The organism is Pseudoalteromonas sp. NJ631, assembly GCF_000276645.1.
GTDB classification, from domain to species: Bacteria; Pseudomonadota; Gammaproteobacteria; order Enterobacterales; family Alteromonadaceae; genus Pseudoalteromonas; species Pseudoalteromonas piscicida.
In genome coordinates, this window is the sequence record NZ_AKXJ01000019.1 from 46,536 (window position 1) to 68,190 (window position 21,655).

Consider the following 21,655-nt stretch of genomic DNA (forward strand, 5'->3'; position numbering starts at 1 on the left):
TATGCGCATCATCTTGCTAGGCGCGCCGGGTGCAGGTAAAGGTACTCAAGCTCAATTTCTAATGGACAAATATGGGATCCCTCAGATCTCGACAGGCGACATGTTACGTGCTGCTATCAAAGAAGGGACTCCGCTGGGTCTTGAAGCGAAAAAAGTCATGGATGCAGGTCAACTAGTATCTGATGAAATCATTATCGGCTTGGTAAAAGAGCGCATCGCAAAAGAAGATTGTGCAAATGGCTTCTTGCTTGATGGCTTCCCACGCACAATTCCACAAGCAGACGCAATGAAAGAAAATGGCATCAAAGTTGACCATGTTATCGAATTTGATGTGGCAGATGAGATCATCGTTGAACGTATGAGCGGTCGTCGTGTACACCCAGGTTCTGGTCGTGTTTACCATATCGTTTACAATCCGCCTAAAGTAGAAGGCAAAGATGACGTAACGGGTGAAGACCTAATCATTCGTGATGACGACACTGAAGAGACAGTCCGTAAACGTCTAGCGATTTACCATGAGCAAACTAAACCACTAGTAGACTACTACAGTGCAGAAGCGGATGCTGGTAACACGCAATATCACAAACTAGATGGTACACAAGCTGTTGATGCGGTGAGCAAGCAGTTAGGTGAACTATTGGGTTAATAATTAAGCGTTCGCTTGGTTAACATGTAGGAGTCCAAAGAGACTCCTACATTATCTTTAAACTAGCTAAATCGTTTTAATAAGTGCTGTAGTGGAAAGTAATACTTTCTTTTCGACTTGGCTCTGCATAATGGAAGTTGCCTGTGGCTTCTACTCTATGAACGATAGAGGCTGAAATACCCGCTTTAAATGCCTCACCATTAAACGTAGTTGTATTCCCTGAATCGTTAGGGTTAATTTCAATACACTTGAAAGGTGTCGTGCTGTATGCACGACTGAAACAAAGCTCCACCGTTTCATTGCCAGGATCGGCGTAACCCGCTGAAGTATAGCTAACTCCAGTGATAGTACCCGTTTTACTTCCATATGGGATATCACTTAAATCGATGTTTAATACAGAAAACTCTGTGGTTGAAAGACCGCCTGCTGAGCTTAATACTAGCATCCGACTAGGTTGTTTTTCTTTCGTGATCATAAAGTTGTCAGCAATTGCTTGACCACTTAGCGCGAGTGAAGAAATGAATAGGGCGGTAAGAGACATCTTTTTCATTAACAATTCCTTATTGTATAGTCTAATTCAAGCTACGCAGTGCAACTGCATAACGGCGTGATTGTAATGAAGGGAGAATGTTTAGGTCAACCTTAGAATTGTAAGTTAATGCAACTAAATCAGTGGGTTATGGTTTTGTTTTGATGAGTCTTATGAGTAAGGGGTTGATGCCCCTTACCAGTTTTACGCTTTTGCGATAAATATAGCACGGAGTGGAGCGGGGTAGCCTTCAATGGTTTTGCTAGTGTCATTTGGATCTAAGAAATCAGCAAGCGACTCTGTTTCCATCCAAGGGGTTTGGCGCTGCTCGTCTAACGATGTGACGTCTTTGTTTACCACTTTGATATCTTTAAAGCCCACACGCTCAAGCCATAATGTTAATGCGTCGCAGCTTGGAATAAACCATACATTGCGCATCTTGGCGTAGCGGTCGGTCGGCACCAATACTGTATTTACATCGCCCTCAATCACGAGTGTTTCTAGCACCAGTTCGCCACCTTTTCTTAGCTGAGACTTTAGCTGCGCTAAAAAGTCGATTGGTGAACGACGGTGATATAGCACGCCCATTGAAAACACAGTATCAAATGCTTTTAACTCAGGCAGTTGCTCTACACCTAGTGGTAGTAAATGCACGTTTGGATCGGGGTTAAAGTGTTTAATCGTTTGGAATTGACACAAAAACAGATCGGAGGGATCAATGCCAACAACAAGTTCTGCGCCTTCACCGCGCATACGCCACAAGTGATAACCTGAGCCACAGCCGATATCCAAAACATTACGGCCGTGAAGGTCGCTAATATGGGGGAGCAGTCGGTCCCATTTCCAGTCGCTGCGCCACTCAGTATCAATATGGACGCCATGTAAATGAAATGGTCCCTTACGCCATGGCATCATGCGTTTTAGTAAATGCGTTAACTGCTTTTGATGACCTTCATTAACGTCTTCGCCAGTACCTATCTCAACCTTGGTTTTTATATCAACATGCGTGGTTGAGATCTCAGGTAGATTTTTAATGACTTTTTCCCATTTCGGCCAGTCACCATGTTGGGCTTCTTTTTGCCAATGGCTAAGCTGCGCAGGCAACGTTTCTAGCCAGTGGCTCAAAGGGGTTTTCGCAATGGTTGCATAAAAGTCGGTAAACCAATGATTCATAATTGCCTCTATTTTATTGCTACCATTGAGCAGAAGTTAAAGCACTGATACCACACTTGAGTTTGATTAAAGCCAATATCCTCTAATCTTGTCATATGGGTACTTAACGAGTCCGTGCGCATCACATTTTCAATCGCGGTGCGTTTTTGGCTGATCTCTAATTCTGAGTAGCCATTGTGGCGTTTAAAGTCGTGGTGAAGGTCGATAAGTAAGTTGTCTTTAGTACCGTTTTCACCGCGGATTTTTTCACTTAATAGCAGTACGCCACCAGGTTTTAAACCCTGATATATTTTTTCGAGAACCGCTTTGCGGTTTTCTGGTGGGATAAACTGTAGGGTGAAGTTCATCGCAACGACAGATGCATTGCTGATCTCTATTTCATTGATATCACCCAAAGTGACCGAGACTGGGACGTCAGATTTAAAGCCTTTTAAATGCAGTTGGCAACGCTCTACCATAGGCTGTGAATTATCCACGGCAATGATATGACAGTTTTCTTTATCTATATTTCTACGCATGCTTAGCGTGACCGCGCCTAAAGAGCAGCCTAAGTCATATAAGTTTGAGTTACTTTGCGCGTAAGTACCCGCAAGTTTGCCCATTGTGCTTACTATTGTCGCGTAGCCCGGCACTGAGCGCTGGATCATATCTGGAAATACTTCGACGACATTGGCGTCGAAAGTGAAATCTTTTACTGCTTGCTCAGTGGCATAAATACTGTCTTTGCCCGTCACATTGAATCTCTCTTTGAAAATAATCTCGCTATTTTAGCATTTTATGCTGGATAGTCAGTGATAAATTCAGTAGCTTGGCTACTATTAATAATAAGAAGTAAATATGAGACCAAAAATGGCGAAAAGCAAAGTGATTAGCACAGAAGATATCCTCTCAACGCTATGCCACTCAGTAACAGAAGTTCTGTCGTCGGCAAGCGGCAACCAAATTAACTATTCCGCGATGGTACAAAAGATCACTCGTACCTGTATGAGGCCTGACATCGGCTGTTTCGTATTGTTTGATGGCGGCTTTACCGGTTTAGTCGTAACTAATTTTACCGCGCAAGCAGCAATGGAGGTGTATACCGATTACATGCGCAACATGGGCATGCCTGAAGAAGAAATTGCGCATAGTCATTTATCCGATGACGTTGCCAATGTATTGGGTGAGTTGATGAACCAGATTGTTGGTGATTTCACCAACAAAGTACGTGAGCAGCTACATACCTCTATCACGCAAAACCAACCGAAGATGATGGCTATCAACAAACAGGTGCAGATCTCGGTAGACACAACAATGGATCGCCCGCAGGCAAGACGCGTTACCTTTACCACGCAAGGCCAGAATATTTTCTATCTTGAATTGGCAATGGATAAAACTGAATTTATTAAGCTACATGACTTTGATATTGCAGAGTCGGTAGACCCAGATGACATTATTGCAAGTCAGGCTGAGAAGAAAAAGCCAGCGAAGCCGCAGGAAGAAGATGTTGTAGATGACGACTTTATGGATCAGTTAGGACTGTAAAACCGTATTTAGAGCACCTAATAGAAAGGCCACCTCAGTGGCCTTTCTATTACGTCGAAATCTTCATTTCGCCCTTATAGTAATGGCACTAATGCAGTGCGCCTTTTCCTGCATTAAGCTCAGGTGCTTCTTCTACATGCTTTATGGATGTTAGCATCATAAAGGCTTCATTGAACTCAAAGCGGGCGATGGCGGTTTTTAATTTCTGTAGTTCTGGTTCAGTCAAATAGCTACTTACTGAAATTGAGTCTACTAGCTCTGTGGCTTGAGTATCATAATCTCTTAATGCACATGCGAGCTGGATGAGTTCCTCTAATTGATTATTGCCACCTTTTTCTTCGTTGTTTTTCGTTACACTTTTTACCTGATGAGACGCTTCTTTTTTACGACGCTTTTGGCATTGTTCCAGTGCATATTTAACGTATTTAATCAGCTCGTCAATTTCGCTTGCATTAGGTGGGCGGACATTAAGAGAAGCCTCAATGTGCTTAAACTCTTCAGTCAGCCTAACAATCGAAAGGTTAGCGCTAGCGCCTTTTAATGCATGTAACATGCTATGTGCAAGTTCAAAATTCTCAATGGCTAACGCCTGTTTTAAATTGATCAGCTCTTCAATCTGCTGGGACAGGAACTTTTCTAAGATATCGAAGTAAACTTTTTGGTTGCCCGCGGCTCGAGCAATACCCTCGGCAATATCAATGCCTTCAAACTCAATGACCTCATCAACTTCCTCTACCTCTGCTGTGACTTCTGTTGGGTTTGCTACTGGCGTTGCTAAAAGGTTACTGGTCTCAGCGCTTGAATATTTCAAAATGCTTTTAACGAGTTGCTCTACGTCGATGGGTTTTGTGACATGGTCATTCATACCAGCATCGATGCAAGTCTGGATGTCTTCTTCCATGGCATTGGCGGTCATCGCGAGAATAGGAAGTGTATTTTTATCGAACTCTATACGAAGGTTTTGCGTCGCGGTAATGCCATCCATCACTGGCATTTGCATATCCATTAAAACAATATCTATATGTTTGCTATGAACTTGCTCAATGGCTTCTTGCCCATTATCAGCGACCGCCACTTGAGCTCCGAAGCTAGATAAGATCTCCACTGCGATCTCCTGATTGACAGGTTGATCCTCCGCAACCAAAATCGATAAACCATTTAGTGCTTGTTTACTAATCGTTTGTTCTTTTTTGGTGATAGTGGTTCTTACTTCTGGTGAGTCAAATACGGCATTTTGAATAACGTCCACAAGGTTTGACGGATTAATCGGCTTTAAAAGTACACCATCGACTAAACTGGCTTGGCTATCGTTGAGGTTTAACTCCCGACCATAAGCTGTGACTAAAATAAACTTACTTTGTGACACATCGACTTGCGATTGCAGCTTAGTGATCATCTCGATGCCATCTAATTTTGGCATATGCCAATCGACGAAAATAAGATCGGGTAAATCTTGTGTTAGGACGAATTGATTTAACGCCTTATGAGGGTCCAAATAAGAACAAACTTGCATACCAAAGTTTGTTAGCATACCACTTAACACGTCCAATGCATGTTGGTTATCGTCAATAATTGTTGCTGATAGCTCTGATAAGTGGGTTGACGCCATTTTCGCCTGACTCAGCTCGTCACTGACTTCCATTTCTAATGTGAAATAAAACTCCGAACCGACGTTTTCCTCACTCTCAACATATATTTCTCCCCCCATAAGCTTGACCAGTTGCTGCGAAATTGTGAGGCCAAGCCCAGTACCGCCATATTTTCGGGTGATTGAATTGTCTGCTTGAGAAAAAGATTGAAATAGGTTTTTTTGCTGGCGTTTATTCATGCCAATACCGGAGTCTTTGACGCTAAACTTAATTTTCGCCAACCCTTTTTCGACATTGACGAGGGCAACACGAATAACAACCTCACCGGTTTCTGTGAATTTAACCGCGTTACCCGCTAAATTGATGAGTACTTGGCTTATTCTAAATTGATCGCCAATCACGCAGTAGGGCACTTGTGAGTCAATATCAAAGACTAACTCTAGTTGTTTTTCTTGGGCTTTTACACTGACGATGGTGGCGACATTGTCGAGTAGTTTTTCTGTTGAAAAGGCCTGATATTCTAACTCGATTTTGCCAGCTTCGATTTTTGAAAAATCGAGTATATCGTTGATCAATCTAAGTAATTGCTTTGCCGCAGTATCTATTTTTGATACGTAGTCGTGCTGTTTTGCATTTAATTCGGTCGCGAGTGCGAGATGAGACATACCAATAATGGCGTTCATTGGGGTTCTAATTTCATGGCTCATGTTGGCGAGGAATTCGCTTTTCGCTTTTGCCGAGTTTTGGGCCAAGTCTTTCGCTTCTATGAGCTCGCGTTGTAGTTGGTTCCTCTCCGACACGTCAAGGTACATACCAACAATCCCAGCTACAGCGCCATTTTCATTAAAAAATGGCGCTTCGTATACAATAAGTTCCCGAGCTTGCTCTTGGCCATCGAGTAATAGTACTTCGTAGGTTTGCTCTTGGGTTGTGGTGATAATTTCGTGGGCTTTGGACTCAAATAGACTGGCTATTCCTAAATCAAAAATCTCTTCTAGTTTGGCGCCAATCACGTCTACTTCAAATTGATCTAACAGTGCCAAGAAGGACTTGTTTACCCCCATAAATACCCCGTCAGTAGATCGATAGTATGTAGGGTTTGGGATAGCATTGATAATGTGGTGGGTAAGTTCAAGTTGTTCGCTTAAGGCCGACTCTGTCTTTTGTTGTTTTTCGATATTTTCATTAATAGCAAGCGCGAGACTTAAGTCCTTACACAAGTACTCAAGCGCTTCAAATTGGCTGTCTATCAACGCCTGTGCACTACCGACTAGTAGCACATAAACTACATGATTACCGATGGCTAGTGGAAAGCAATAACGGCTTTGTAACTTCACTTCAACTTCTTGTTCTTTGAGCCACAACGGTTCTTGTTGTACTTGTGGTTCATTATTTGTTGCGCAAAGCGCTATCGTGGACGCAATAATTGATTGGCTTGGTGTCACTCCATGGCTTTTCACTAACGACAATGTGTCGTCTTCTGAATTGGCATAGAGGCACACACTCGGTGCATTGAACTCATTGGCAATAAACTCTAATGCGTGGCGCACGATAGGCTCGGAACCCGTGATGGATTTTAGTTCGCGATTATAGTTTTCGATAATTGCGGCTGACGCTAACTTTTGGCTTTGAGAGGTGGTGGCAGCATGGATAGCTTGTGTGAGGCGTTTTACATCTGCGTCACTGTTTGTGGGGGCTACTGAAAGAGGGGCGCCGTTTAACGCTTGTTCACGTAACGTATTGACGATGCGATAGAGTGGGGAGAAATGTTTAGTGCGCATAAACCAAACATAAAAGCTTAAAAATAGTGTTAACACCGCGAAAGCAAGGCCAGTAATCAACAGAATTTTAAGTTGTTGATTAGTGTGTGTTTCGAGTTCAGCGTTTGCGATGAGAGGTAGTTGTGAGATGGCGTTTTGATAACTTTGAGGTAAATAGACCTGTTCAACCGTGTTTGCTAAAAATTGAGATTTTAATCTTGCTTGGGTTTCATAAATTTGTTGTAGCGGTAGTGGTAAGGAGTGACTTGGTGCAGGTTTGATATCATTGAGCCATTGGGCGTTTTTATCTTTGCTATATATCTCAAGTGAGAGGTGGTTGTGATAAGCGATATTAACGTCGGTCGCGAGTGTGCTATGAGTGGTTGTTGAGTAGTAGATAAGCGTTGCGCTTCCTAAGGCTGCCATCAAGGCGAAAAGTGCGATCCAACTTAGTAATGCTTTTGAGGACATAAGTTATTATTTACGCGTGAATTTATATATAAACATAGTCGCGATATACAATTTCTCAAGCTATGCTGTAAAAAGTGTCTACCTTAAGGACTTGAGTAACGTTACATGTCAGACATTTTAATTGTTGACGATATGCCGGAGAACCTCCAAGTATTGCAGCTCATACTAAGAAAGGAAGGATATAAAGTATTGGCAGCACGAGGCGGGGACATTGCATTAGGTATCGTTAAAAAGCATCAGCCTGAATTAATTATTACTGATATAAAAATGCCAAACATGTCGGGGATTGAACTATGTAAAGTGCTTAAGTCCGACAACTCGACTGCGGCCATTCCCGTTATTTTTGTGAGTGCTTATGAAGACAGCGAGAGCTTGGTACAAGCATTCGAGGTTGGTGGTGTTGATTACATTACCAAACCCTATAAACCCGCTGAAATCATAGCCAGAGTAAACACCCAATTTAAGTTAATTGAAGCGCAAAAGTTAGCGGTAAAACAGCAGCTATCTAAAGCCATAAACCAAATGGTGATGGGGATTGCACACGAAATCAATACCCCGCTTGGTACCAGTATTACATCAAACACCTTTTTAGAAGGCGTCATGCAAGAGCTTCAAAGTGCACTTACCGCAGGTACGCTTACGCAGGATGGGTTGGTTACGGGGTTTGAACAGATCAAAGACAGCAGTGCGCTGTGCAGCCGTAATCTAGAAAAAGTGGCTAAGTTTGTCAGCTTATTGAAGTCGGTCTCTCAGTCTGAGCGAGATAGCAGCTGTGCTGACGTTAAATTACAAGAAATAGAAACAAGACTGAAAAAAGATTTTTCAAAGCAAGACGTACAAATTCAGTTTGTTGGTAACACAACAACAGAGATTTATGTGGATGGACAAGCTCTGGTTGAGGTATTGAGCAACTTAGTTGAAAATTCCATTGCGCATGCTTGGATTGACCATGATCATCTTGCCACTATCACCTTTACGCACTCGGGTAACAATTTACATGTGAATTATACTGACAATGGAATAGGGCTTAGAGGAATTAGTACACAAGAGTTATTAAAACCATTTGTTACAACAAAAAGAGGTAATGCAGGTCATGTTGGGCTGAGCGCAAATTTAACTGCCAACTTGGTTTCAGGGGCACTCAATGGAGAGTTTAGTGTGAAAAATACACCGCAAGGATTGGAGTGGGATATCCAAATACCGATAGATGCCCCCGATAATGCTTGATCTGCATCAAAAGTCTCAGATCCTATACATAAAAGCGGACATAAGTCCTTATATCATTTGTCCTAATTCAATAAGCTCGCTCGCTGTTAAAACGTAATCTTTAAAAAATACTCTGCTAACCATGTAATTAGCTACACTTTTTGAAGAATTATCGACAACACGATCGTATAAGGGCTTTTTAGCCTTTGCTGTTGCTGTTTTGAGCGAGGCTTGTCAAATACAAGTTTACTGCTTAAAAACAACCCCCTAGGTTAACAGACCCGATAACATACGCCTTACCTTCTACTAGGTACGCAGTGTTGAGATGACACGGGAAGTGCGTTATTTACTCCAATGTGCAATTGAGTAAATAACCATGAATTACTAATAATTTTGGTGGAACCATTATGCAACAGTTACCTACCGTAGACTATCAATCGCCAAATGCTGCGAAAGAATTTGTAGAATCTTTAAGAAACACGGGTTTTGGTGTACTAAAAAATCATCCAATCCCACAAGAGTTGGTTGAATCAATCTACAAACATTGGCAAGAATTTTTTAATTCAGAAGAAAAACACGAATTCCTTTTCAATAAAGAAACCCAAGATGGTTACTTCCCACCAGAAGTCTCTGAAGTTGCGAAAGGTTTTACAGTAAAAGACATTAAAGAGTACTTTCACGTTTATCCAAAAGGTCGCGTACCGGCCCAATTAGAAGCAGAGATTCGTGAATATTACCGTTTAGCGAGCGAGTTTGCTCAAGAATTGCTAAGCTGGGTACAAGCTGAAGCGCCTGCAGATGTGAGAGCGAGATTCTCTATTGATCTTAAAGATATGATCAAAGAATCAGAGCAGACATTACTGCGTATTCTTCATTACCCACCAATGACAGGCGATGAAGAACCGGGTGCAATTCGCGCCGCAGCTCATGGTGATATCAATCTACTTACTGTATTGCCTGCGGCAAATGAGCCTGGCCTACAAGTGCAAAGACAAGATGGCAGCTGGTTAGACGTACCATGCGACTTTGGTTCGTTGATTATTAACATTGGTGACATGCTGCAAGAGGCGTCGGGTGATTACTTCCCCTCGACAATTCACCGTGTGATTAACCCTACGGGCAAAGCGTCGACGAAATCTCGTATTTCATTGCCGCTATTCTTACATCCAAGACCGGATGTTGTGTTGTCAGAGCGTTACACTGCAGATAGCTATTTGCAAGAGCGTTTGAGAGAACTTGGGGTTAAGTAATCTGCGAATAACCTGAACGATAAGGTTAAATCGATAAAGCGACTTGATGTAATATTGAGTCGCTTTTTTATTATGTGTCTAACATTCCCTAATCTATGTTAGTCCTTGTAATTTGACGATTATTGCAATTTTTCACTGACAATCCTCACAAACTGTGCAATATTAGTTTTTTTCAAAATGAAGAAATTTCTTGAAAAATTTAATGACAACGCTGTCATTTGTTGTGTAACATCAATTCAACATGAATGAAAAACCGTGTCCAACGAAAACAATAACGCGGTCTAATCCAGAACAAAGTAGGGGTCTTTACATGATGGCTAAACAGGTTAACCAAGACCAACTATACATCGGCGTCGATGGTGGTGGAACAAAATGCCGCGCTACAATTTATTCTCTTCAACATGGCGTTTTGGGTACGGGTCTAGGCGGTCCTGCGAATCCCTTACATGGTTTAGAGCGCACGCTTGAATCCATTATGGTGTCGACACAAATGGCGTTACAAGACGCGGGTCTTCGTGTTGAACAAGTACATGAGCTAAATGCAGGTCTTGGCCTTGCAGGTGTTAACTTACCCGCGCTCTATGACAAAATCATGCAATGGGAGCATCCCTTTAAACAAATGTTCCTTACCACAGACTTACACACCGCGTGTATTGGTGCTCATGAAGGTAGCGATGGTGCCGTGATTATTACGGGCACCGGCTCCTGTGGTTTTGCCTTGGTTGATGGTAAAACAGTGAACTATGGTGGTCATGGCTTTGCTCAAGGCGATATGGGCAGTGGCGCATGGATGGGATTAGAGGCGGTAAAAGCAGCGTTACTCGATCTCGATGGCCTTGGTGAAAAAACGTCATTGAGCCAAGTATTGCTAGAGCACTTCAGTGCGAAAGGGGCAATGGGTATTGCAGAACAAATGGCGGGGCAGCCGTCTAGTGGGTATGCAAAGCTGGCTCGTTATGTGTTAGAGCAAGCAAAACTAAATGATGAAATTGCCCTTTCTATCGTAAAGTCTGGTGCGGAATACATTAGTCGTTTAGCGAAGCGTTTACTTGAACTAAACCCGCCTAGACTCTCTATGATCGGCGGATTATCAGAGCCGCTACAACCTTGGCTCGACCCAGAAGTTGCAAAGCAAGTCCAATTACCGAAACAACCTCCTGAAATGGGGGCAATTTACTTTGCAATTCAAAGTGCAGGTCAAGAATTAAAAAAGGCGAACTAATGACGACTCAATGTTATTTTGCTCCAGAATTTTTTGATGGTGAAAGTTTTAGAAAAGACGTTTACTTCGAAGTAAACAACGGCCAAATTGGTTATATCTACGAGTCGCAAGCGACCAATGTATCTAAGTTATCGGGACTAGTTGCACCAGGTTTTATTGACGTACAAGTTAATGGTGGTGGCGGTGCATTTTTTAACGCCGATCAATCGACGGCATGCTTGGCGACTATGGTTAAAGCACATGGCCAATTTGGTTCAACGGGATTAATGCCAACCCTTATCACTGACAAAATTGAAGTAATGCAACAAGCGGCAGATGCAACAGCAGAAGCGATTGCTACTAATCAGCCCGGAGTGCTTGGGATCCATTTTGAGGGCCCACACTTATCTCATCCTAAAAAGGGTACGCATAGCGAAAAGTTCATCAGGCCAATCTCAGAGCAAGAGTTTGCGGTATACGCGCGTCAAGATTTAGGCATCAAAATGGTGACTTTAGCACCTGAAACTGTGCCGCTTAGCGATATAGAGCGCTTGATTTCATTGGGTGTGAAAGTGTGTATCGGTCATTCAAACGCGGACTATGACACCGCCAGCGCCGCACTAAACGTTGGCGTGGATGGCTTTACGCACCTATTTAATGCAATGTCTGCGTTTACTTCCCGTGAGCCGGGCGTTGTCGGCGCGGCGCTTTGGAATGACAATAGTTGGTGTGGTTTGATTGTTGATGGCCATCACGTTCATCCATTGTCGGCGCAGCTTGCGATTCGTACTAAGCAGCGCGGCAAAATGATGCTAGTGACGGATGCCATGCCTCCGGTTGGGACTGATGATACGGAGTTTGACTTTTTTGATGGCAGAAAAGTTATTCGTACCGGTGATCGGTTAAATTCAACGACTGGTGAGCTTGCTGGCAGTGTATTGGATATGGCAAGTGCGGTGCGGAACACCGTTAATACGCTTAACGTGAGTCTAGCGGAGAGTTTACGCATGGCTTCTTTGTACCCTGCGCAATATCTTGGCCTGTCTCAAAAGGGGCATCTAAGATCGGGGGCTGATGCTGATTTCGTGGTGCTCGATAGCGATTTGATTGTGAAGCAAACCTATATTGGTGGTCAGTTGTTATAACTGATTTGCAATTGAATAGTGGACGGAAACGGCCGCTTAAGTTTCCCTGATAAAACCCCGCAGCAGTACCGCGGGGCTTTGTTTTTTAAGCTTAGCCGGTATTTGGTTAAGCATGGGTGGATCGACAACTCAGGAAGTTATTGTCGTGTGCGTAATGATAGAGTCATGATTGCAACGCGCATCAAAACTAACCTTGAGGCAAATGGATTTGCTTGATTGAGCGATCCATAGTTAATGTTTTCACGCGGATAAATAACAATGACAACGAATAATAAGCCAAAGCGACTTGCGTCTTTAGATGCCTTACGCGGCATGGATATGTTCTGGATCTTAGGTGGCCAGTCTATTTTTGCGGCACTGTTTGTATTGACCGGATGGCAAGGGTGGAAGGCTTTTGAAGCGCACACGCTGCACAGTCCTTGGCATGGTTTTACTTTTTACGATCTTATTTTTCCACTGTTTATCTTTTTATCGGGTGTGGCGATGGGCTTGTCGCCTAAACGTATCGACCATCTGCCCTTTAATGAACGTAAACCGTTTTATCTCAAAGCACTGAAGCGCCTTTTGTTACTGTGTGCTTTTGGCGTGTTATACAACCATGGTTGGGGAACTGGGATCCCAATGGATCCTGACGGTATTCGCTACGCCAGTGTATTAGGTCGCATCGCGTTTGCTTGGTTCTTTTGTGCTTTACTGGTTTGGCATACGAGTTTGCGAACCTTGGCCCATGTGGGTGTAGGCATATTGTTATTTTATTGGTTACTGCTTTGCTTTATCCCGGTTCCTGGTGGGCAAGCGGGGGACTTAAGTGCAAATGGTGTTGGTAGTTGGAATGCGTTCATTGATACGTATTTACTACCTGGGATCAGTTATCAAAACCGTCCGGTTGACCCAGAAGGTGTGCTGTCAAGCTTACCTGCCATTGTAAATGCTATCGCAGGTGTATTTGCTGGTCGTGCGATTGCCAATGCCCAAACGCAAGGAGAGTGGAAAACCGTTGGTATTTTGGCAGGCTCTGGTGTACTTGTCCTAGCACTAGGTTGGCTTTGGGACATGCAATTTCCAGTTAATAAAGAATTGTGGACAAGCTCATTTGTGCTAGTAACCGTCGGCTGGAGCGCAATTCTACTTGCGGTATTTTACGCGATAGTAGATGTACTCAGCTTTCAACGTTGGGCGTATTCATTTGTTATTATAGGAGCCAATTCCATTATCATTTATTTGGCGTCAAGCTTAGTGAATTGGACCTTTATTAGTAAAAGCGTATTCGGTGGCGTGATTGCCGCTGTGCCAACTGCGTGGCAACCATTAATTGCTGTTTTTGCGCTACTGGCGGTACAGCTTTTAGTGCTGCATTGGATGTATAAACGCCGTATTTTTGTAAGTGTATAATATTCGCAAGCCTCCTTTCAAAAAGCCCACCGTTGTGGGCTTTTTAACACCTTTCGATTGCATAGAGTAAAAAATATCCATATTTTTTTTCACTTTTGCTTTACAAGCGAATTATTTCTGATAATAATGACAGCGTTGTCATAATGGTAATAACCTAATGTTGTGTATCCCAATTAGGTTCGATCTGACCTTGCTTTGATTGCACGCGAGGCAAGGCTCAGATCCCATTTTATTCTAATCATCTCAACATTTGGTTAATCGTATGCAAGTAGTCATTTTAAAAGACGCTGCCGAAGTGGCAGCATATGGTGCAGACATTTTTACAACGCAATTAAAGCGTAAAGCTAACTCTGTGTTGGGATTAGCGACGGGTTCAACACCGGTTGCTTTGTATCAAGAATTAATTAAGCGTAACCAAGCGAACGATATCAGTTTTGCTGAAGTTACCAGCTTTAACCTAGATGAATATTTAGGTTTAGATGGCTCGCACCCACAAAGTTATCGTTACTTTATGCAGCAGCAGCTGTTTGACCATATCAACATTGATAAAAGTAACACGCACGTACCGCCGGGTGATGCAAAAAATCCAATTACGGCGTGCGGCGAGTATGAAGCGCGTATTAAATCTGCTGGTGGTATAGATGTACAACTGTTAGGCATTGGCAGAAATGGCCATATTGGCTTTAACGAGCCATCTTCTGGCTTAACGTCACGTACTCGGGTTAAAACCCTAACGAAGGCGACGATTGATGATAATGCTCGTTTTTTTAAAGCTGATGAGTACCAACCTCACTTGTCTATTACTATGGGTATTGGCACGATTTTAGATGCTAAAAAAGTTGTGTTATTAGCGACTGGTGAAAATAAAGCTGATGCCGTTGTTGCTATGGTAGAAGGCCCTTTAACTGCGGCGTGTCCGGCTTCGGCACTACAAATGCATCGTGATGCTGTAATCGTCATCGATGAAGCTGCGGCATCTAAGCTAAAAGATATTGAATTCTATAAGCATATTGAAAACGAAAATCAAAAGCTGTTGGACTATCTTGCCTCTCTGTAGTGTGAAATCACACTGTAGTTTTCAAAAGCCCATTTATGGGCTTTTTTTTTGCCTGTACCTTTGTGCTATGGTAGTTTTAAGGTCTCGCCGAGGTGGATAAAATGTTCCAGAACACGAAGGAATAGGGGCTTGCTGTATTACACTCAAATGACGTTAGACAGAGCGTCTAACGAAAGAAAAGATCAAAACTGGTTATTATCTCAAATGGGTGACAATAGTCGCTGGTTATTAATTCAAGACGACGCTAATCTAGTGCGTGCCCGAGATAATGAATTACATTATCTTTCTCGCACAGAAGTCGCTGATTTAGCGCTCCAAGACGCGATATTCTTAGGTCGTGACGAAGCGCACAGCTATTTTGCGCTTGATGTCTCCAAACAACGAGACAAGCTTTCTTTTATTGACTCTGAGTCAGAATTCATCGATATGCGCCAAGTGGGTCGTAACTTACCAAAGCAACAGGGCTCAATTGGTGTGCTTGCACGAGGATTATGTTACTGGCATAAAACCCATTGTTTTTGCGGACGTTGTGGGCAACCCAATAAAATGGTTGAAGCAGGCCATGCAAGACGTTGTGTAAACCCAGAATGCCGCCATATGACGTTTCCACGTACAGATCCAGCCGTTATCATGCTTGTCACTCATGTTTTCCCTGATGGCGTTGAACGCTGTTTGTTGGGCCGTCAGGCTGTTTGGCCAGAAGGTGTATTTTCGACGCTGGCTGGATTTGTTGACCCCGGCGAGTCGCTAGAGCAAGCCGTGATAAGGGAAGTGATGGAAGAGGCGGGTGTTGAAGCATACGACGCCACTTATATTGCCTCACAGCCTTGGCCGTTCCCGTCTTCACTTATGCTTGGATTTATCGCGAAGGCAAAAACCACAGAGATTTTTGTTGAGCAAGATGAGCTTGAGCAAGCTAAATGGTTTTCACGGGCGGAGCTTAATACATTTTCAGAGTGGGGTGATACAAAGCCCGGCTATAAACTCACCAGAGAAGACTCTATTTCCAGGTATTTAGTTGAATACTGGCGTGCACAATCAGAAGAGTAATTATGAAAAAGCATACTAAAATCGTTGCTGCTGGAAGAAAAGCAGAATATACCAAAGGGGTAGTAAACCCAGTTGTTCAGCGCGCCTCTACTGTAGTTTTTGAGAGCGTTGCCGAAATGCAAGAAGCGATAAAAGGCCGTGGACATCGCACACTGTTTTACGGCCGCCGTGGTACCAATACCCATTTCGCCTTGCAAGATGCCATTACTGAGCTTGAAAATGGTGCGGGTTGTGCCTTATATCCGTCTGGTGCAGCTGCTATCGCACAGTCACTACTGTCATTTTTAAAAGCAGGTGATCACTTGCTGATGGTGGATACTGCGTATGAACCAACCAGAGATTTGTGCGATAAGCTGTTAAAAGGCTACGGTATCGAAACCACTTATTATGACCCTATGGTCGGCGCCGGGATTGACGCGTTAATTCAAGACAATACCAAGGTGTTGTTCTTAGAGTCTCCAGGTTCAATCACCATGGAAGTTCAAGATGTGCCAGCGATGGTTGAAGTTGCAAAGCGCCGTGGCGTTATCACTATGCTTGATAATACGTGGGGCAATGGCTGGCAGTTTCGTCCGCTCGATCATGGTGTTGATATCAGCATTCAAGCGGCAACCAAGTATATTGTTGGGCATTCGGATGTCATGATGGGGGTTGCCGTTGCAAATGAGCGTTATTGGCCTGAGCTTAGAGAGCACTCGTATTTACTTGGTCAATGTACCTCTGCAGATGATGCTTATTTAGCACTACGTGGGTTACGTACTATGCCTGCGAGGTTAAAACAGCACGAGCAGTCGGCAATGACGGTGGCGAAATGGCTCGAAGCGCATCCACTCGTAGATCACGTTAGACATCCCGCTTTTGAGACTTGTCCTGGTCATGAATTCTTCAAGCGCGACTTTGATGGCTGTAATGGTTTGTTTTCAATCGTAATGAAAGAAGGTAGCCAAAAGGCGATTAACCGTTTCTTAGATGCCTTATCCCATTTTAAAATGGGTTTCTCATGGGGCGGCTATGAAAGTTTAGTTACAGCCAATAAAACCATGGAGCATTTGCGATCAACCACAGGTTGGGCACTTGGCCCCGTGATCCGCCTTCACATCGGTCTTGAAGACGTAGAAGACTTGATAGAAGATTTAGAACACGCACTTAAGGTCTACGAACAAAACCTCGGCAAATCTTAAAATTTCGGTTCGACTTATTGGTATGGGGTGCTTCATTTTTAATGAGGTACCTCGGACTTGTTTATACCATTATGAAGGTCGCATGTTTTTCATCACCTTAACCCAAGTAGTGCCATTACCTAATACTTCCATTTCATAATTCTCCAAAATCTGTAGACACAGATCATATAAAGCTAGTTTTATGGCGTTGAAAGGAGTAACTTTATTTACGTATTTTTGCCAGCTTTACATAAAATAATACATAGGAAGTTTCAAGGAGAATTATATGATGGAAGTAATGTGGAGTAGTATCAGCGTCATAAGTGCGCTTGTTTACATCGGTTTTATTTTTTTGTGTATACCAATTCCCCTCTTTATTTACCTTATTTCAAAACGAGTCAAAGAAATGAGAGATTTAGCGGTGGAATCAAGAATGGAAATTAAAGAGATCAATGCCAGTTTGAAGTACTTTAAACGTAAGTACAGGGAATCTATTGAGGAAGGTAATATTTAAGACTTACGTCACAAGAATATTACAACCCAAATTCAAGGAAAAGTGATGAAATTAAGTTTATTGATTATGTTACCGATAGTCTCACTCAGCGCTTGTGTGGTAATGCCCGTTAAGGATACTGCCCACATCAACAAGTGTGAGATTTCATCGGATAGAAAAACCCTAAAAATAGTCGATGTTGCAGACGAAACCAATACGTATTATTCCGTGAGTGGAATTATATTAACGCCGATACTCGTTCCTACTACTGCTATTATTTCGGGAACTTATGTGTTGGCAAATAATGCCTATCGTCTTGGGGAAGAGACGGTAAAATGCGAAAACAAATCTTAAAACCAACTACAAACTTGTTTAATTGTTGCGTCGTGTTTTGGTTTAAGCACAGCGCAACGCTCCAAAACCACTTGTGCTAGCTCCTGGAGGGATTCGGCACATCAGTTTTAAACAACAAGATGGCAGTTGGGGACGTGCTATCAACATGGGGGACAAGGTAAATTCAGACAAATGGGATGCTTACGCTACGGTTACTTCGGATGGTAAATACATATTGTTTAATCGGGGGATGGATAACGAGAATTCCAATGTGGATATCTACTTGGTGGAAGCAAAGATAATTAATGAGTTAAAAACGAAAAATGGCTATTCTAAACCAAAAAGCCAAGGTGACTTGCCAAGAGAGCAAGTGCACGGTATTTCGCTTTCCGCACCATTTGTAGAGTTCTTTCGGCCTATGACGAACGGTATGTTAGCATGCTCTGCGCGACCATAGTCTATCTTTAGATGTCTGTCATCTAGGTAGCGAACGAGTTTTGACCATTATCTGAGTGTGTTGTAGACGGCTTTGCCCTCGCTTCGATTTTGGTAGCATCGTTTGCGCTAATTTATCTAACCGGTAAGTACTTGTTATTTATTAATTTTAATTAGGCAACTTCGTGATCTAAAAACCTTGTTATAACCATAACTGAATGGCTTAAGAGTAATGACGGACTAGCCAGACAATAACGACTGCTATTGTTCAGTGCTTAGGGTAGTGAAGTCATCGCCTTCTTTGTCGGGCCATTTAGACTTAACTTTTTTCAAGCCTCTTTTACCACAAAGCGAAGCCGGTGTTATCCCAATACAACACCTTCAGCTTGTTCTTATTTTTATTATAAAACGCAAACATTAGGCCGCTCATTGCAGACTCAGTCAGTATTCTATGGCCTTGTGTTTAGGTGAAGTTTACTCTGCTCCTAGCCTTTTTAGCGGAAATTTCGTCAGGTGCTATTGCAAGTCAGTTAAAATTTTTATCCAGCGACTCCTCGTTCAGCATCGTGTACAGAGAGCCCACACCATCAAGTAATAATCAACACATTTTAAATTTGAGTAAATATTTAAACGCGAGTGTTGATTTTAGGTAATGTTATTGTTAATTTTGATTGGTGTTTAGCATTATAAAAGCAGTAATAACATTAAATTAAAGGAATAACGATTATGACAGCCGTCATTAGAGGGATCGGTGTATGTGTCCCACCAAATATTGTTACTAACGATGATATTTCAAAAACACTTGATACCAGCGACCTGTGGATTCGTGAACGGACGGGAATAGAGCGCCGGTACATGGTAGATGGCGAGATATCCACTATGGATCTCGCGATTAAAGCCGGGCTTAGGGCAATCGAATCGGCACAAACCAATAAAATAGACATGGTTATCGTTGCAACAACCTCTCCCGAAAGACTTTGCCCGGCAGTTGCTCCAGAAGTGGCTGACAAACTGGGGCTTAAAGGAGTCGCGGCCTACGATATCACGTCTGCTTGCGCCGGATTTGTTTATGGCATGGCAACCGCAAAGGGCTTTGTGGAAAGCGGCATTGCCGATACTGTTTTGCTTATTGGCGCGGAAGCATTTACAAAATTTGTTAATAAAGATGATAGAACCACTTGGCCAATTTTTGGCGATGGCGCAGGTGCTATGGTTATCGGCAAAGGAGAGCCAGATGAACTAGGTGCGATTGGTCAATTTGATCTTGGTGCTGATGGTTCTCTCAGCGATGCATTATGCACACATGCAGGGGGGGCAAGGCAAAGGGTTAAGGACTCCTTAGGGCAACACGCGCAAAGCCAAGCCTACTATCTCAGTATGAATGGCCGGGTCGTATATGAAAATGCAGTTTCACAAATGACCCAGTCTTCGCTCAAAGCGGTCAGACAGAACGATTTGACCATCGAAGAGTTAGACTGGATGATCGGGCATCAAGCCAATATCAGAATTCTTCAAACAGTAGCGTATGAGTTAGACCTACCGGAATGTAAAGTAGCCAGCAACATTGCTGATCATGGCAATACGCTTACGGCTTCAATTCCATTGCTACTAAACGATTATGCACATAGCAACCAGCTAAAACCAGGTCAGAAACTTCTCATCACAGCATTTGGCGCAGGTTTCTCCTGGGGGTCAACGGTTGTGACCTGGCCAGATCTCAGAACCTATCCAAAAGAATGGAATTAATTTTCCAATCATTTTTTCATCAACAAAAAAACAAGCGAGGCAATTATGTTTTCACTAAACGAACTTAAAACGATCATTGAAACTAGATTCAAAATGGATGTATCTAAAACTTCCGGAGATACTTCTCTCGAAGACATCGGTTTTGATTCTCTTTCTCAGCTGGATCTTGCTCAGGCAATCCATAAACAACACGGCATTAAAATTAGCGATGATGATATGGAGTCAATTTCAACGCTAGATGATGTTGTTAATTATGTCAGCGGGAAACTGTCATGAGCAATCAACCTGTGGTGATTACCGGTATGGGGATGATCACCCCTGCAGGTAACTCTGTTTCAGAAAACTGGGACAATATCATCAAAGGCGAAACCAAAGCGGCTTTAGACCCAAGTCTCGAAGATTGTCCGGTTAAATTAAGTTGCAGAGTCAACAATATCGATGAACTGGATATGGAAGTAGCCAAACCTTGGTTTTGGGACGACTATGCAAAGTTCGCCCAACTTGCCACTCTTGAAGCTCTGAGATCGGCGGGATTGGATCACAAAAATTGGGAAGACCCGACACGCGTAGCTGTTTTAATCGGCTCTGGCGCCGGCGGTACACAGACATTGGAGGCGCAACATCGCGCTATGTTAGAAGGTGATTATGAAGATTTATCTCCTCTGACATTGCCAATGGGGTTATTAAATATGGCTGCCGGGCAAGTTGCTATTGAGGTAAATGCGCTCGGACCGTGCTTTTCTCCCTGCAGTGCCTGCGCGTCAGGTGCTATGGCAATTGGACTAGCTAAATATCTAATTAACAACGACATTGCCGATGTGGTCATTGCGGGAGGAGCGGAAGCCGCCATTACTCCTTTCTATGTCTCGTCGTTTGCAAAAATGCGGACGTTGAGTTTAAACCCCGATCCTGCTACGGCTTCGCGCCCCTTTGACAAAGAGCGAAACGGGTTTGTTATTGGAGAGGGAGCCGGTGTTCTAATCTTAGAATCTCAGGCACATGCGAGCAAAAGAAATGCCCCTGTAGCTGGTCATTTATTAGGATATGGCTTTTCGGCCGATGCTCATCACGTAACAACGCCTCACCCTGAAGGCGAAGGCGCATTTTTGGCGATGCAAGCGGCACTAAAAGATGGGCAATGTCACCCCTCTGATGTTGGTTACGTTAATGCGCACGGGACATCAACTAAAGGCAATGATGTTATTGAAAGTGAAGCGATAAAAAGGCTATTTGGCTCACAAGTACCAGTTAGCTCAACAAAAGGAGTCACTGGTCACTTACTAGGCGCAGGTGGTGCTATTGAGGCTATTTATTGTCTCAAAGGGCTTCAAAGCGGCGTTATCCCCGCCAGTGCGAACTTGAAAGAGTTGGACCCAAATATCAATGTAAATGTAATTGCAGGTAACTCCATTGAGCGACAGTATCGCATAGCGCTATCAAATTCATTTGGTTTCGGAGGCCAAAACGCGGCGCTGTTGTTATCAAATTAATAAGG

General features: G+C 43.1%; 21 protein-coding genes. 15 read left to right on the forward strand and 6 right to left on the reverse strand.

Going from position 1 to position 21,655, the window contains the following annotated elements; translation table 11 throughout:
• Position 1: 1 nt before the first annotated feature.
• Positions 2-646 carry an adenylate kinase gene (gene adk, locus A587_RS0121575; RefSeq protein WP_010378026.1) on the forward strand — a complete coding sequence of 215 codons (645 nt, stop codon included), beginning with the start codon at positions 2-4 and terminating at the stop codon, positions 644-646.
• 76 nt (positions 647-722) lie between these two features.
• Here adk and A587_RS0121580 read toward each other — a convergent pair whose 3' ends face one another.
• From A587_RS0121580 to cmoA, 3 genes are all read right to left on the reverse strand, one after another.
• A complete protein-coding gene (locus A587_RS0121580; RefSeq protein WP_010378028.1) occupies positions 723-1,196 on the reverse strand; it encodes a hypothetical protein in 474 nt (157 codons plus the stop codon).
• Positions 1,197-1,379: 183 nt separating this feature from the next.
• Positions 1,380-2,348 (reverse strand): tRNA 5-methoxyuridine(34)/uridine 5-oxyacetic acid(34) synthase CmoB, encoded by a 969-nt coding sequence (gene cmoB / locus A587_RS0121585; RefSeq protein WP_017219248.1) that lies wholly within the window; start codon positions 2,346-2,348, stop codon positions 1,380-1,382.
• 8 nt (positions 2,349-2,356) lie between these two features.
• Positions 2,357-3,082, reverse strand: coding sequence for a carboxy-S-adenosyl-L-methionine synthase CmoA (gene cmoA / locus A587_RS0121590; protein ID WP_010378032.1), 726 nt, complete (start codon positions 3,080-3,082; stop codon positions 2,357-2,359).
• Between the two features lie 115 nt (positions 3,083-3,197).
• Here cmoA and A587_RS0121595 point away from each other — a divergent pair, with 115 nt between their 5' ends.
• Entirely contained in the window at positions 3,198-3,872 is a 675-nt protein-coding gene (locus A587_RS0121595) for a DUF3334 family protein (protein WP_010378035.1), read from the forward strand.
• 88 nt (positions 3,873-3,960) lie between these two features.
• Here A587_RS0121595 and A587_RS0121600 read toward each other — a convergent pair whose 3' ends face one another.
• Positions 3,961-7,692, reverse strand: a complete 3,732-nt coding sequence (locus tag A587_RS0121600) for a response regulator (protein WP_026001084.1) — start codon at positions 7,690-7,692, stop codon at positions 3,961-3,963.
• A gap of 105 nt (positions 7,693-7,797) precedes the next feature.
• On the opposite strand from A587_RS0121600, the gene A587_RS0121605 reads away from it, so the two are divergent.
• The 10 genes from A587_RS0121605 (at position 7,798) to A587_RS0121655 (ending at position 18,000) form a co-directional block, all read left to right on the forward strand.
• The gene (locus A587_RS0121605; RefSeq protein ID WP_010378038.1) at positions 7,798-8,919 is read left to right on the forward strand and encodes an ATP-binding response regulator; all 1,122 of its coding nucleotides are present in this window, start codon (positions 7,798-7,800) and stop codon (positions 8,917-8,919) included.
• A 386-nt stretch (positions 8,920-9,305) separates the two neighbouring features.
• A complete protein-coding gene (locus tag A587_RS0121610) occupies positions 9,306-10,148 on the forward strand; it encodes an isopenicillin N synthase family dioxygenase (RefSeq protein ID WP_017219251.1) in 843 nt (280 codons plus the stop codon).
• A gap of 310 nt (positions 10,149-10,458) precedes the next feature.
• Positions 10,459-11,370, forward strand: a complete 912-nt coding sequence (nagK, locus tag A587_RS0121615; protein ID WP_010378041.1) for an N-acetylglucosamine kinase — start codon at positions 10,459-10,461, stop codon at positions 11,368-11,370.
• The gene (nagA, locus tag A587_RS0121620) at positions 11,370-12,494 is read left to right on the forward strand and encodes an N-acetylglucosamine-6-phosphate deacetylase (RefSeq protein ID WP_017219252.1); all 1,125 of its coding nucleotides are present in this window, start codon (positions 11,370-11,372) and stop codon (positions 12,492-12,494) included. Before nagK ends, nagA begins: the two co-directional genes overlap by 1 nt.
• Positions 12,495-12,752: 258 nt before the next feature.
• Positions 12,753-13,886 carry a transmembrane glucosamine N-acetyltransferase NagX gene (nagX, locus tag A587_RS0121630; RefSeq protein WP_010378044.1) on the forward strand — a complete coding sequence of 378 codons (1,134 nt, stop codon included), beginning with the start codon at positions 12,753-12,755 and terminating at the stop codon, positions 13,884-13,886.
• 262 nt (positions 13,887-14,148) lie between these two features.
• Positions 14,149-14,943 (forward strand): glucosamine-6-phosphate deaminase, encoded by a 795-nt coding sequence (gene nagB / locus A587_RS0121635; RefSeq protein ID WP_010378045.1) that lies wholly within the window; start codon positions 14,149-14,151, stop codon positions 14,941-14,943.
• Positions 14,944-15,090: 147 nt separating this feature from the next.
• The gene (gene nudC, locus A587_RS0121640; protein WP_017219254.1) at positions 15,091-15,993 is read left to right on the forward strand and encodes an NAD(+) diphosphatase; all 903 of its coding nucleotides are present in this window, start codon (positions 15,091-15,093) and stop codon (positions 15,991-15,993) included.
• 2 nt (positions 15,994-15,995) lie between these two features.
• Positions 15,996-17,174 (forward strand): cystathionine beta-lyase, encoded by a 1,179-nt coding sequence (locus A587_RS0121645; RefSeq protein WP_017219255.1) that lies wholly within the window; start codon positions 15,996-15,998, stop codon positions 17,172-17,174.
• A 265-nt stretch (positions 17,175-17,439) separates the two neighbouring features.
• A complete protein-coding gene (locus A587_RS0121650) occupies positions 17,440-17,667 on the forward strand; it encodes a hypothetical protein (RefSeq protein WP_010378049.1) in 228 nt (75 codons plus the stop codon).
• Between the two features lie 45 nt (positions 17,668-17,712).
• On the forward strand, positions 17,713-18,000 hold the full coding sequence (locus tag A587_RS0121655) for a hypothetical protein (RefSeq protein WP_017219256.1): 288 nt from the start codon (positions 17,713-17,715) through the stop codon (positions 17,998-18,000).
• A gap of 306 nt (positions 18,001-18,306) precedes the next feature.
• Here A587_RS0121655 and A587_RS25460 read toward each other — a convergent pair whose 3' ends face one another.
• Together A587_RS25460 and tnpB are read right to left on the reverse strand one after the other, a co-directional pair.
• Positions 18,307-18,441, reverse strand: a complete 135-nt coding sequence (locus tag A587_RS25460; RefSeq protein ID WP_370626406.1) for a hypothetical protein — start codon at positions 18,439-18,441, stop codon at positions 18,307-18,309.
• Positions 18,442-18,754: 313 nt separating this feature from the next.
• The gene (gene tnpB, locus A587_RS25465; RefSeq protein ID WP_369605588.1) at positions 18,755-18,862 is read right to left on the reverse strand and encodes an IS66 family insertion sequence element accessory protein TnpB; all 108 of its coding nucleotides are present in this window, start codon (positions 18,860-18,862) and stop codon (positions 18,755-18,757) included.
• 278 nt (positions 18,863-19,140) lie between these two features.
• On the opposite strand from tnpB, the gene A587_RS0121665 reads away from it, so the two are divergent.
• Genes A587_RS0121665 through A587_RS0121675 form a run of 3 tightly spaced genes read left to right on the forward strand, consistent with a single transcriptional unit; the run spans position 19,141 to position 21,650 of the window.
• The gene (locus A587_RS0121665; protein WP_017219258.1) at positions 19,141-20,160 is read left to right on the forward strand and encodes a beta-ketoacyl-ACP synthase III; all 1,020 of its coding nucleotides are present in this window, start codon (positions 19,141-19,143) and stop codon (positions 20,158-20,160) included.
• 45 nt (positions 20,161-20,205) lie between these two features.
• Entirely contained in the window at positions 20,206-20,436 is a 231-nt protein-coding gene (locus tag A587_RS0121670; protein WP_017219259.1) for an acyl carrier protein, read from the forward strand.
• A complete protein-coding gene (locus A587_RS0121675; protein ID WP_017219260.1) occupies positions 20,433-21,650 on the forward strand; it encodes a beta-ketoacyl-[acyl-carrier-protein] synthase family protein in 1,218 nt (405 codons plus the stop codon). The genes A587_RS0121670 and A587_RS0121675 overlap by 4 nt, the downstream gene beginning before the upstream one ends.
• Positions 21,651-21,655 lie beyond the last annotated feature (5 nt).

Coding starts and splice junctions, on each gene's coding strand:
- A587_RS0121655 (WP_017219256.1), top strand. CDS start 17,713: ATGAAATTAAGTTTATTGATTATGTTACCGATAGTCTCACTCAGCGCT.
- A587_RS0121595 (WP_010378035.1), top strand. CDS start 3,198: ATGGCGAAAAGCAAAGTGATTAGCACAGAAGATATCCTCTCAACGCTA.
- nagX (WP_010378044.1), top strand. CDS start 12,753: ATGACAACGAATAATAAGCCAAAGCGACTTGCGTCTTTAGATGCCTTA.
- A587_RS0121675 (WP_017219260.1), top strand. CDS start 20,433: ATGAGCAATCAACCTGTGGTGATTACCGGTATGGGGATGATCACCCCT.
- A587_RS0121600 (WP_026001084.1), bottom strand. CDS start 7,692: ATGTCCTCAAAAGCATTACTAAGTTGGATCGCACTTTTCGCCTTGATG.
- A587_RS0121645 (WP_017219255.1), top strand. CDS start 15,996: ATGAAAAAGCATACTAAAATCGTTGCTGCTGGAAGAAAAGCAGAATAT.
- A587_RS0121605 (WP_010378038.1), top strand. CDS start 7,798: ATGTCAGACATTTTAATTGTTGACGATATGCCGGAGAACCTCCAAGTA.
- nagB (WP_010378045.1), top strand. CDS start 14,149: ATGCAAGTAGTCATTTTAAAAGACGCTGCCGAAGTGGCAGCATATGGT.
- A587_RS0121670 (WP_017219259.1), top strand. CDS start 20,206: ATGTTTTCACTAAACGAACTTAAAACGATCATTGAAACTAGATTCAAA.
- nagA (WP_017219252.1), top strand. CDS start 11,370: ATGACGACTCAATGTTATTTTGCTCCAGAATTTTTTGATGGTGAAAGT.
- A587_RS0121650 (WP_010378049.1), top strand. CDS start 17,440: ATGATGGAAGTAATGTGGAGTAGTATCAGCGTCATAAGTGCGCTTGTT.
- nagK (WP_010378041.1), top strand. CDS start 10,459: ATGATGGCTAAACAGGTTAACCAAGACCAACTATACATCGGCGTCGAT.
- adk (WP_010378026.1), top strand. CDS start 2: ATGCGCATCATCTTGCTAGGCGCGCCGGGTGCAGGTAAAGGTACTCAA.
- nudC (WP_017219254.1), top strand. CDS start 15,091: ATGACGTTAGACAGAGCGTCTAACGAAAGAAAAGATCAAAACTGGTTA.
- cmoB (WP_017219248.1), bottom strand. CDS start 2,348: ATGAATCATTGGTTTACCGACTTTTATGCAACCATTGCGAAAACCCCT.
- A587_RS0121580 (WP_010378028.1), bottom strand. CDS start 1,196: ATGAAAAAGATGTCTCTTACCGCCCTATTCATTTCTTCACTCGCGCTA.
- A587_RS0121665 (WP_017219258.1), top strand. CDS start 19,141: ATGACAGCCGTCATTAGAGGGATCGGTGTATGTGTCCCACCAAATATT.
- A587_RS0121610 (WP_017219251.1), top strand. CDS start 9,306: ATGCAACAGTTACCTACCGTAGACTATCAATCGCCAAATGCTGCGAAA.